Genomic DNA, 11,015 nt, shown 5'->3' on the forward strand with positions numbered 1-11,015 from the left:
CGCGCCCGCCAGTCGCGTTGCGGCCGCATTCGACACGCTGTACTAGCGGACGACCCGGCGCGCGCGCCGTTGCGCCCGTCGCCCACCCGGACCCCGCCCATGCGCCGCCTGCTGATGATCTCCGTCGCCGCCCTGATCGCCGGCCTGCCCGCGGCGAGCTTCGCCCAGTACGGCGGTGGCGGCGGCGGCGGCGGCGGCGGCCAGGAGGACAAGGACGCGCAGGACGCCGCCAAGAAGAAGGCGCGCGACAAGGAGTGGGGCGACAACCAGGCGCCGCTGCCGGCGCTGCGCAACGCCGGCCCCTGCCCGTTCGTCAAGACGCTCTACGACGCCGCCCGCTTCGTGCAGTTCAAGGACGGCCGCGAAGCCTCGGCCAACGTCGGCTACACCGGCGAGATCCAGGGCATCTCCGCCGGCTGCGCCTACAAGGAGAACGAGCCGATCAAGGTGGCGCTGGAGATCCTGTTCGAGCTCGGCAAGGGCCCGGCGGCGCAGGGCAATAGCCAGACCTATCGCTACTGGATCGCGGTCACCGACCGCAACCGCGAGGTGCTCGCCAAGCGCACCTTCGAGATGCCGGTCTCCTTCCCGTCCGGCCGCGACCGCATCTACAAGCGCGAGATGATCAACGACGTCACCATCCCGCGCGCCGACGCCAACGTCTCGGGCGCGAACTTCGAGGTGCTCGTGGGCTTCGACGTCACGCCGCAGATGGCCGACTTCAACCGGCTCGGGAAGCGCTTCCGGCTCAACTCCGTGGGCGCGCTCGCCGCCGAGACCCCGCCCGCCAAGAAATGAGCGACCTCAAGCGGGGGCTTTCCGAGGCGGCCTTCGCCGCCTTCGAGGCCCTCGGCCTGCCGGGCGAGCTCGGGCGCGTCACCGCTTCCGACCGCCCGGACCTGGCCGACTTCCAGGTGAACGGCGCCCTGCCCGCCGCCAAGCGCGCCGGCCGTCCGCCGCGCGAGATCGCCGGCCAGGTGGCCGAGCGCCTGGCCCCCGATCCCCGCCTGGCGGCGGTGGAGATCGCCGGGCCGGGATTCATCAACCTGCGGGTTTCGGATGCGGCGCTTTCCGCCCGCGCCCAGGCGATCGCCGCCGACCCGCGGGCCGGGGCCGAGCGGCTCGCCCGCCCGCGCAGGGTGATCGTCGACTACGCCGGGCCCAACGTCGCCAAGGAGATGCACGTCGGCCACCTGCGCTCCTCGATCATCGGCGAGGCTCTGAAGCGCCTCTACCGGTTCCGCGGCGACGAGGTCTGGGGCGACGCCCACTTCGGCGACTGGGGCTTCCAGATGGGCCTGCTGATCGGCGCGCTGGCCGATGAGGATCCCGCGATCGCCCGCGCCGTCGAGGAGCTCAACGCCGGCCGCGCGCCGAACGATATCGACAGTCTCGAGGCGCCCGCCTTCCAGGCGGTCACCCTGGAGCAGGTCGACCGCCTCTACCCCGAGGCCGCCGCCCGGGCGAAGTCGGACGAGGCCTACCGCGACCGCGCCCGCCGCATCACCGCCGAGCTGCAGGCCAAGCGCCCCGGCTACTACCTGCTCTGGCGCCACCTCGCCCGCGTCACCCGCGCCGCCCTCGAGCGCGACTTCCATGCGCTGGGCGTCGACTTCGACCTCTGGAAGGGCGAGAGCGACGTCGATCCGCTGATTCCGGCCATGGTCGGGGAGCTGGAGGAGAAGGGCCTGCTCGTCGAGGACCAGGGCGCCCGCATCGTCCGCGTCGCCCGCGAGGACGACAAGCGTGAGCTGCCGCCGCTGATCGTGGTCTCCTCCGAAGGCTCGGCAATGTACGGCACGACCGACCTCGCCACCATCCTCGACCGGGCGCGCAGCGTCCGCCCCGACCTGGTGATCTACTGCGTCGACCAGCGGCAGGCCGACCACTTCGAGATCGTCTTCCGCGCCGCCGAGCTCGCCGGCTACGCCAGGCCCGGCCAGCTGGTCCACGTGGGCTTCGGCACCATGAACGGGACCGACGGCAAGCCGTTCAAGACCCGCGCCGGCGGCGTGCTCAAGCTGGTCGACCTGATCGGCATGACCCGCGACAGGGCGCGCGAGCGGCTGCACGAGGCGGGGCTGGGCGAGGACCTGCCGGAGGCCGAGTTCGACGACATCGCCGGCAAGGTCGCCGTCGCCGCCGTGAAGTTCGCCGACCTCGCCAACTTCCGCGGCACCTCCTACGTCTTCGACATCGACCGCTTCACCGCCTTCGAGGGCAAGACGGGCCCCTACCTGCTCTATCAGGCGGTCCGGGTGAAATCGCTGCTGCGCAAGGCCGCCGAGGAGCAAGCCGAGGCCGGCCCCGTCATGGTCGCCGATCCCGCCGAGCGCGACCTGGTGCTCAGCCTCGACGCGTTCGAGACCGCGCTCGCGGAGGCCTACGAGCGCTATGCGCCCAACGCCATAGCCGAGCACGCCTGGCGCCTCGCCCAGGCGTTCTCGAAGTTCTATGCCGCCTGCCCGATCCTGCAGGCGGAGCCCGCGGTTCGCGCCTCGCGCCTGACGCTCGCGCAGGCCACGCTCAGCCAGCTCGAGCTGGCGCTCTCGCTGCTTGGGATCGTCGTCCCGGAGCGGATGTGATCAGGGGCCCCGCCGCCGAAAACGCAGCAATCGCCGGCCTTCCGCGCCCTTCGGCGTATTCCGCGGTTCCCATTTTCCTCGCCTCCCGGGCCCGCGCGCGCAGTTGACTCCCCCCGGCCCCTCCGCCACCTTCCGCCGTCTCTCGCGGGAGAGACCCTTCGCGGCCCTCGGGCCTGAAGGGAGCCGAAGGCGCAACCGCCCCGGAAACGCTCAGGCAAAAGGACCGCGAGGGCCGATGAACGCTGGAAAGTTCTCCGCCTGGCTGACCGGCTAGGAGGGGGCGCCGAAGGAGCAGGGGGCCGTCCAGCCGATCGGGCGGTCCGAAATCTCTCAGGCCCAAGGACAGCGGGGGCGCGATCCGGATGGCGGGGCATCTCCCGTCGCCGCTCGCCGTCACCCTCCAGTCCGAGCCCTTCGTGCCCGACATCCCCGCCGAGACCGTGCTCAAGACCACCCCGCTCAGCGAGGCGCATGCCGCCCTGGGCGCGAAGATGGTGCCGTTCGCCGGCTACTCGATGCCGGTGCAGTACGCCGGCGAGCACGGCGGCGTGCTGAAGGAGCATCTCTGGACACGCGAGCACGCCGGCTTGTTCGACGTCTCCCACATGGGCCAGGCGCGGCTAACGGGCCCGGACGTGCTGACCGCCTTCGAGGCGCTCACCCCCGGCGATTTCCAGGGCCTGATGCCCGGCAAGCAGAAGTACTCGCTGCTGCTGACCGACGACGGCGGCATCGTCGACGACCTGATGGCCGGCCGCCCGGAGCCCGAGGGCCTGTTCGTGGTGGTCAACGGCGCCTGCAAGGCGAACGACTTCCGCCTCATGGGCGAGCGGCTTGCCGGCCGCGTCGCCATCGAGCGGCTGGAGGACCGCGCGCTGATCGCCCTGCAGGGCCCGCAGGCGGCCGCCGTGCTCGTCCGGCACGCGCCCGAGACCGCGACCATGGTGTTCATGGACATCCGCGCCATCGACGCGTTCGGGACCGAGGCCGTCGTCTCGCGCTCCGGCTACACCGGCGAGGACGGCTACGAGATCTCGGTCCCGGCGGCCGCCGCCGTCCACGTCTGGACGACGCTGCTGTCCGACGAGCGCGTGCGGCCGATCGGCCTCGGCGCCCGCGATTCGCTGCGCCTGGAGGCCGGCCTGCCGCTCTACGGCCACGACCTCGACGAGAGCGTCTCGCCGGTCGAGGCGGGGCTGGCGTTTGCGATCAACAAGCCCCGCCGCCGGCGCGCCGACTTCCCCGGCGCGGAGCGTATCCTCGGCGAATTCGCCCACGGCTGCGCGCGTTTTCGCATCGGCCTGAAGGTGCTCGAGGGCGCGCCGGCCCGCGAGGGCGCCGAGGTCGCCGACGAGACCGGCCGGCCGATTGGCGTCGTCACCTCCGGCGGCTTCTCGCCCACCCTGCGCCAGGCCATCGCGCTCGCCTTCGTGCCGCCGCTCCACTCCGAGCCCGGAACCCGGCTCCAGGTCATCGTCCGCGGCAAGGCCCAGGGCGCCGAAGTCGTCCGCCTCCCCTTCGTCCCCCACCGCTACGTGAGGTCCCTCTGATGCGCCATTCTCATCCGCTCATCCCCGCGAAAGCGGGGACCCAAGCTGAATCGCCGCTCGCATTCCCGCCTTCGCGGGAACGAGCGGAAGGAAATTGAGGAACCACTCCCATGCGCTTCACCAAGGATCACGAGTGGATCGAGCTGGAGGGCGACGTCGCGGTGATCGGCGTCACCGCCTACGCCGCCGAGCAGCTGGGCGATGTGGTGTTCGTCGAGACGCCGGAGGTCGGCAAACAGGTCAAGGCGGGCGACAACCTGGCCGTGGTCGAGAGCGTCAAGGCCGCCTCCGACGTCTACGCCCCGGTCTCCGGGGAGGTGGTCGAGGCCAACGAGGCCCTGGCCGACGCGCCGGAGACCGTCAACGCCGCCCCCGAGGCCGCCGGCTGGTTCGCCAAGCTCAAGCTCGCCAACCCCGCCGAGCTCGATCAGCTCATGGACCGCCCGGCCTACGAAGCCTACCTGCAGACCCTCTAGCCACCCCGCCCGCTCATTCCCGCGCAGGCGGGAACCCAAGCTGAATCGCCGCTTGGATCCCCGCTTTCGCGGGGACGAGCGGGAAAAGTGAAGACCGAATGAGATACCTGCCGCTCACGCCCGACGACCGCGCCGAGATGCTCTCGGTGATCGGGGCGCCCGACGTCGAGGCGCTGTTCCGCGACGTGCCGGAGACGGCGCGCAACGCAAAGCTCTTCGACCTGCCGCTGCATGCCGGCGAGCTGGCGGTTGAGCGCGAGCTCGCCGGGCTCGCGGCGATGAACCGCCCGGCCGGCGCGGGGCCATTCTTCTGCGGCGCCGGCGCCTACCGCCACCACGTGCCGGCCAGCGTCGACCACCTCATCCAGCGCTCGGAGTTCCTGACCAGCTACACGCCCTACCAGCCGGAGATCGCCCAGGGCACGCTGCAGGTGCTGTTCGAGTTCCAGACCCAGGTCGCGGCGCTCACCGGGCTCGAGGTCGCCAACGCCTCGATGTACGACGGCTCCACCGCCTGCGCCGAGGCGGTGATGATGGCCCAGCGGGTCACGCGCCGCGAGACGGCCGTGCTCTCCGGCGGGCTGCATCCGCACTATGCCGCGACCACCCAGACCATCGCCCACGCCGAGGGGATGCAGATCCGCCGCCTGCCGGCCGCCATCGACGCCGAGGCCGCGGTGATCGAGGCGATCGACGCCGAGACCGCCTGCGTCGTCGTCCAGACGCCCAACGTGTTCGGGGTCGCCACCGACGTGACCCGGATCGCCCAGGCTGCGCACGCCGCCGGCGCGCTCCTGATCGTCGTCACCGCCGAGGCGGTCTCGTTCGGCCTCCTGAAGTCGCCCGGCGCGATGGGGGCGGACATCGCCGTCGCCGAGGGCCAGTCGATCGGCAACGCGCTGAGCTACGGCGGGCCCTACGTCGGCCTCTTCGCAGCCAGAGAGAAGCACGTGCGCCAGATGCCCGGCCGGCTGTGCGGAGAGACGGCGGACGCCGAGGGCCGCCGCGGCTTCGTCCTCACGCTCTCGACGCGTGAGCAGCACATCCGCCGCGAGAAGGCGACGAGCAACATCTGCACCAACTCCGGCCTCTGCGCGCTCGCCTTCAGCATCCACCTGTCGCTGCTGGGCGAGACCGGCCTGCGCCAGCTCGCGGCGCTCAACCACGGCCGGGCCCGGGAGCTGCGCGACGCCGTCGCCGCCCTGCCGGGCGTTGAGGTGCTCACCCCGCGCTTCTTCAACGAGATCGCCGTCCGCACGCCGGGCGCGGCCGCCGCCCTCGTGGAGGCCTGCCTGGCCGACGGTGTGGTCGCCGGCGTCCCCTTCTCGCGCCTCGACCCGCACGCCGGGATGGATGACCTGCTCCTGCTGGCGGCGACCGAGACCACCACCTCCGACGACATCGCCGCGCTCGCGGCCGCCCTGGCGAAGGGGATCCGCTGATGGCCATGCAGAACATCGGCCGGCCCACCCAGCCGCGCGCCGCCGACCTGGAGAACCACGCCTCGCTGACCGGCGGCCGCGGCCTGCTGCAGGACGAGCCCTTGATCTTCGAGCTCGGCGGCTGGGACAAGACCGGCGTCGACCTTGAGCCCGCCGAGCACGACGCCTCAGACCTCGGCGACCTGGTCCGCGCGGAGCCGATCGGCCTGCCCGGCCTCTCCGAGCCCGAGACGCTCCGCCACTACGTGCGGCTTAGCCAGAAGAACCACGCCATCGACCTGGCGCTCTATCCGCTGGGCTCGTGCACCATGAAGCACAACCCCAGGCTCAACGAGAAGGCCGCCCGGCTCGCGGGCTTCGCCGACCTGCATCCGCTGCAGCCGGTCTCGACCGCGCAAGGCGCGCTGGCGCTGATGGACCGGCTCGCCCACTGGCTGAAGACCCTGACCGGCATGCCGGCCGTGGCGCTGACGCCGAAGGCCGGGGCGCACGGCGAGCTGTGCGGCCTCTTGGCCATCAAGGCCGCCCACGACGACGCCGGCCAGGGCCATCGCCGCACCGTCCTGACCCCCACCTCCGCGCACGGCACCAACCCGGCCACCGCCGCCTTCGTCGGCTACCAGGTCGCCGAGATCGCTCAGACCGCCGACGGCCGCATCGACCTCGCCGACCTCGCCGCCAAGCTCGGCCCCGAGGTGGCCGCGATCATGGTGACCAACCCGAACACCTGCGGCCTGTTCGAGCGCGACATCGTGGAGATCGCCCGGCTGACCCACGCGGCGGGGGCTTACTTTTATGCAGACGGCGCGAATTTCAACGCGGTCGTCGGCCGCGTGAAGCCGGGCGACCTCGGCGTCGACGCCATGCACATCAATCTGCACAAGACCTTCTCCACCCCGCACGGCGGCGGCGGTCCGGGCGCGGGGCCGGTGGTGCTGTCGGAGGCCTTGGCGCCGTTCGCGCCGGTGCCGTGGCTGGTCTCCGGCCCGCAGGGCTTCGGCCTGATCGAGGAGCCGGCCGGCGAAGCCGCGCAGGCCTTTGGCCGGATGTGCGCCTTCCAGGGGCAGATGGGCATGTTCGTCCGCGCCTACGCCTATATGCGCAGTCACGGCGCCGATGGCCTGCGCCAGGTGGCCGAGGACGCCGTGCTCAACGCCAACTACGTCAAGGCCCGGCTGCAGACGGCGATGACCCCCGCCTTCCCGGACGGCCCGTGCATGCACGAGGCGCTGTTCGACGACAGCTGGCTGGAAGGGACCGGCGTCACCACGCTCGATCTCGCCAAGGCGCTGATCGACGAGGGCTTCCATCCGATGACCATGTATTTCCCGCTGGTCGTCCACGGGGCGATGCTGATCGAGCCCACCGAGACCGAGCCCAAGCGCGAGCTTGACCGGTTCTGCGAGGCCATGCTGGCGCTCGCCAAGGCGGCCAAGGGCAATGACCGCGAGCGGCTGAAGGGCGCGCCCTACCTCGCCCCGATGCGCCGGCTGGACGAGACCCTCGCCGCCCGGAAGCCCAGGCTCACGTGGCGCCCAGGCACCACAGGTGTGGCTCCGGCGCCATTGGCCGCGGAATAGATTCGCGACCGCAAAAATTAACGGGCCGGCGCCTTTACCGTTCGCAGACTCGTTCGCATATCTGGTGGGCGCGGTGACGGTTCGACCTCCCCTTGGGCCGGCTTAGCGCATTCCCAGGTTGTCCCAAGTGTCCCTAGTCATGCCCTCGTTGCGCGTGTACCGCGCCTCCGACGAATTCGCCCGGGAAGTGCTCGCGCGGGTGGGTCGTGGGCTGCTGCTGGCTTTGGGCGGCCTGTTCATCCTGGTCGGCCTGACCATCGAGTTCCTGCCGCTGCCGCTGCACCTGCCCGGCATGGCGGTCGTGGTCATCGGCCTGATGCTGGTGCTGCGCAATTCGTTCAAGGCGCGCCGGCGGTTCGTGGAGATCCAGCGCAGCCATCCGCGGATGGTCTCTCCCATGCGCCGCCTGCTGCGGCGCGAGCCGGAGGTCGTGCAGGTGTTCTGGCAGGTCTACCTGCGCTCCGAGCGCCTGATGCTGCCCAAGCGCTTGCGCTTCGCGGTGCGCGTCCGGCGCTACGTCAAGGTTCGGATCCGCACCCGGGCGGCCTGACGCCGCCGCGCACCCGGACCTATTGCAGCTTCGTTCCGAGCTGGCCGATCGCCTGGTCGACCAGCGGGTCGGTCTTGGCGCCGGCGATCCGCTGGCTCAGCACCTTCTCGGCGAGCTGGGCGGCGAGGTCGGCGGCCGCGGCCTTGACCTCGGCGGCGGCCTGCGCCTCGGCGGTGGCGATGCGCCGCTCGGCGAGCTGGCCGCGGCGCTCGATCTGCTCCGCCAGCCGCGCCTGGGAGTCAGCCTGCAGGCGCTCGGCCTCCTCCTTGGCGTTGGCCATCACCTCGGCGGCGAGCTTCTCGGACTGTTCGCGCTGCGCCTTGATGTCGGCGAGCAGCGCCTGGGCTTCCTCGCGCAGGCGGTTGGCCTCATCGAGCTGGGCGCGGACCTTGTCGGCGCGGGCGTCCAGCGCCTGCGCCGCCAGCCGCGGCACGCCGGCCCACACCAGGATGCCGGCGAAGATCACCAGGGCGACGCCGACCCAGAAGTGCGCGTCGAGCATGATGTCCATGGCCGCTCCTCTCGCCTAGGCCGCGCCGGCGGAGGCGAGCTCCGCCCGGCTCGGGGCCTGGCCGGTCAGTTTCTGCACGATGGCCGCGGCCGCATCGCCCGCGATCTCGCCGACATGCGCCATCGCCGCCTCGCGCGCGGCGGCGCTCCGGGCCTCGGCCGCGGCGCCGGTCTGGGCGAGCTTGGCTTCCTCCTCGGCCAGCTTGGCCGAGATCTCCGCCTGCGCCCTGGCGCGCGCGTCGGCGGCGAGCTTCATCGCCTGGGCGCGGGCCTGGGCGATGTCCGCCTGGGCGGCGGCGGCCTGGGCGTCCGCCTCCTCCTTCATCCGCCGCGCCTCGGCGACGTCGCCGGTGATCTTGTCTTCGCGCGCGGCGATGGTGCCGCCGATGCGCGGCACGAACACGCGCGCCATAAGCACCAGCACGATCACGAAGAAGATCAGGAACCAGGCCGCCTGGCCGGGCCAGGTGGTGAGGTCGAACTGCGGCAGGCCGCCGGCGGCGCCCTCGGGAGCCGCGGCCCCCGCCGTGGCGGTGGAAGCGGGAGACTGCATCGAGCCCTTAGCCGCTGATCGGCACGAACAGGATGATGAAGGCCATCACCAGGGCGAAGATGCCCAGCGCCTCGGTGAGCGCCAGGCCCAGGAACAGCATCGGCTGCTGGCTGGCCGCGGCCGAGGGATTGCGGATCGCCGAGGCCAGGTAGTTGCCGAACAGCACGCCCAGGCCGACGCCGGCGCCGATCAGCCCCATCGTGGCGAGGCCGGCGCCGATGTACTTGGCGGAGATATGGTCCATGTCTTTGAAACCCCTTTGGAGATGTTTTTCTGTCTAGTGGCCGTGACCGAGGTTCACGACGTCGTTGAGGTAGACGGTGGCGAGCGCGGCGAACACGAAGGCCTGCAGGAAGGCGACGATCAGCTCGAGGCCGGTCAGCGCCACGACCAGCGCGAGCGACACGCCGGAGCCCGCGAAGGCCAGGTAGGCCAGGCCGCCCTGCAGGGCGAACACGCCCAGGCCGACCACGAAGCTGGCGAACATGTACATCACGACGTGGCCGCCGATCATGTTGCCGAACAGTCGCATGGCCAGCGTGACCGGCCGGATCATGAACGACAGGAACTCGAGCGGCGCCACCATCAGCAGCATGTACCAGGGCAGCCCCGACGGCATGAAAAGCTTGAAGAAGCCCAGGCCGTTCTTGATGAAGCCGATCGCCACCACCGTCAGGAACGTCACGATGGCGAGCGTCGCGGTGACCGCGAGCTGGGCGGTGGCGGTGAACGTCCACGCCTGATGCGCCAGGTTTCCGAAGGCCAGCACCAGGCCCATCATGTTCATCACCAGCACCACCATGAAGATGCTGAACACGAACGGCACATAGGGCCGTCCGGCATGGCCCATGATCGGCCCCACCAGCGTCGCATCGATCAGGTCGAACAGGCTCTCGGCCGCCGATTGCAGGCGCCCGGGCACGATCTCGCGCTTGGCGGCGATCGCCAGGAAGCCGCAGATCAGCAGCGCCGCGAGGCCCATCGCCAGCGTCGCATTGGTGATCGACATGTCCAGCGTGAAGCCGCCGATGCGGATCGGCGCGAACCTCACGATGGGATGGACCAGGAACTGCTCCATCGGGGCGATCGGGGGCGCTTTGGCCATCTATTCCCTACCGTCTCAATCGTCCTCGTCGTCGGCGGCGCTGGGCAGCGATCCGGCGCGTTCCGATTCCGTCTTGGCCCACGCCCCGGCGCCGCGGATGGCGACGAAGGTGGACACCCCCACGCCGATCAGCAGACCGCCGATCAGGCCGAAGGGAGCCGTATGTGCGAGCCGGTCGAACAGCCAGCCGAAGCCAAGGCCGCCAAGCACCCCGCCCACCACTTCGCCGAGGAAGCGGTAACCCTGGCCCATCGCGCGCTGCGAAACGACGCGCCCTGGCGGCGCGCGCTCAGCCTCGAAGGCGGCGAGCCGCTCGTCGAGGCTCTTCAGGGCCTCTTCGCGCGGATCGTCCGGCTGGGGCATGCGTCGGGAGGCCAAAAGACCGCGACGTCGCCGCCACGGCGGGGGGCTTCAGGTCGCGCGGAACCTATAGAGCGTGCTGCGGCGCGTCAAGACTGCTGCATCGCACATTAGCTGCCTGAATTCGTTACATTTTTTCGCGAGCGCTGCAGAACGCGCGGAGCCTCGCCTACTGCGCCGCCATGGCCTCGGCCTGGGTCAGGTCGACCGAGACCAGCTGCGAGACGCCGCGCTCGGACATGGTGACCCCGAACAGCCGGTCCATCCGCGCCATGGTCACCGGGTTGTGGGTGATCACCACGAA

General features: G+C 71.1%; 12 protein-coding genes and 1 riboswitch. Of the genes, 7 read left to right on the top strand and 5 right to left on the bottom strand.

Annotated elements, in window-relative coordinates; genetic code table 11:
* Window positions 1–99 precede the first annotated feature (99 nt).
* The 7 genes from Q0W60_RS11405 to Q0W60_RS11435 all read left to right on the top strand — a co-directional run bounded on the left by Q0W60_RS11405 (window position 100) and on the right by Q0W60_RS11435 (window position 8,183).
* Window positions 100–798, top strand: coding sequence for a Tat pathway signal sequence domain protein (locus Q0W60_RS11405; RefSeq protein WP_297695645.1), 699 nt, complete (start codon window positions 100–102; stop codon window positions 796–798).
* Window positions 795–2,585 (top strand): arginine--tRNA ligase, encoded by a 1,791-nt coding sequence (locus tag Q0W60_RS11410; RefSeq protein ID WP_297695647.1) that lies wholly within the window; start codon window positions 795–797, stop codon window positions 2,583–2,585. The genes Q0W60_RS11405 and Q0W60_RS11410 overlap by 4 nt, the downstream gene beginning before the upstream one ends.
* Before the next feature lie 135 nt (window positions 2,586–2,720).
* A riboswitch (glycine riboswitch) is annotated at window positions 2,721–2,821 on the top strand.
* A gap of 126 nt (window positions 2,822–2,947) precedes the next feature.
* A complete protein-coding gene (gene gcvT, locus Q0W60_RS11415) occupies window positions 2,948–4,135 on the top strand; it encodes a glycine cleavage system aminomethyltransferase GcvT (protein WP_297695649.1) in 1,188 nt (395 codons plus the stop codon).
* A 110-nt stretch (window positions 4,136–4,245) separates the two neighbouring features.
* On the top strand, window positions 4,246–4,611 hold the full coding sequence (gcvH, locus tag Q0W60_RS11420; protein WP_297695651.1) for a glycine cleavage system protein GcvH: 366 nt from the start codon (window positions 4,246–4,248) through the stop codon (window positions 4,609–4,611).
* Window positions 4,612–4,709: 98 nt separating this feature from the next.
* The gene (gcvPA, locus tag Q0W60_RS11425) at window positions 4,710–6,053 is read left to right on the top strand and encodes an aminomethyl-transferring glycine dehydrogenase subunit GcvPA (RefSeq protein WP_297695653.1); all 1,344 of its coding nucleotides are present in this window, start codon (window positions 4,710–4,712) and stop codon (window positions 6,051–6,053) included.
* On the top strand, window positions 6,053–7,633 hold the full coding sequence (gene gcvPB, locus Q0W60_RS11430) for an aminomethyl-transferring glycine dehydrogenase subunit GcvPB (protein WP_297695655.1): 1,581 nt from the start codon (window positions 6,053–6,055) through the stop codon (window positions 7,631–7,633). The genes gcvPA and gcvPB overlap by 1 nt, the downstream gene beginning before the upstream one ends.
* Before the next feature lie 139 nt (window positions 7,634–7,772).
* Window positions 7,773–8,183, top strand: coding sequence for a hypothetical protein (locus Q0W60_RS11435; RefSeq protein ID WP_297695657.1), 411 nt, complete (start codon window positions 7,773–7,775; stop codon window positions 8,181–8,183).
* Window positions 8,184–8,202: 19 nt separating this feature from the next.
* Here Q0W60_RS11435 and Q0W60_RS11440 read toward each other — a convergent pair whose 3' ends face one another.
* The 5 genes from Q0W60_RS11440 to Q0W60_RS11460 are packed head-to-tail and all read right to left on the bottom strand — an operon-like array spanning window position 8,203 to window position 10,714.
* Window positions 8,203–8,694 carry an ATP F0F1 synthase subunit B gene (locus Q0W60_RS11440; RefSeq protein WP_297695659.1) on the bottom strand — a complete coding sequence of 164 codons (492 nt, stop codon included), beginning with the start codon at window positions 8,692–8,694 and terminating at the stop codon, window positions 8,203–8,205.
* 15 nt (window positions 8,695–8,709) lie between these two features.
* Window positions 8,710–9,246, bottom strand: a complete 537-nt coding sequence (locus tag Q0W60_RS11445) for a hypothetical protein (RefSeq protein WP_297695661.1) — start codon at window positions 9,244–9,246, stop codon at window positions 8,710–8,712.
* 7 nt (window positions 9,247–9,253) lie between these two features.
* Window positions 9,254–9,490 carry a F0F1 ATP synthase subunit C gene (locus tag Q0W60_RS11450; protein ID WP_297695663.1) on the bottom strand — a complete coding sequence of 79 codons (237 nt, stop codon included), beginning with the start codon at window positions 9,488–9,490 and terminating at the stop codon, window positions 9,254–9,256.
* 33 nt (window positions 9,491–9,523) lie between these two features.
* A complete protein-coding gene (locus Q0W60_RS11455) occupies window positions 9,524–10,351 on the bottom strand; it encodes a F0F1 ATP synthase subunit A (protein ID WP_297695665.1) in 828 nt (275 codons plus the stop codon).
* 15 nt (window positions 10,352–10,366) lie between these two features.
* Window positions 10,367–10,714 carry an AtpZ/AtpI family protein gene (locus Q0W60_RS11460; RefSeq protein WP_297695667.1) on the bottom strand — a complete coding sequence of 116 codons (348 nt, stop codon included), beginning with the start codon at window positions 10,712–10,714 and terminating at the stop codon, window positions 10,367–10,369.
* Between the last annotated feature and the right edge of the window lie 301 nt (window positions 10,715–11,015).

The organism is Phenylobacterium sp. (assembly GCF_025934275.1).
In the GTDB taxonomy this organism is placed as follows: Bacteria; Pseudomonadota; Alphaproteobacteria; order Caulobacterales; family Caulobacteraceae; genus Phenylobacterium.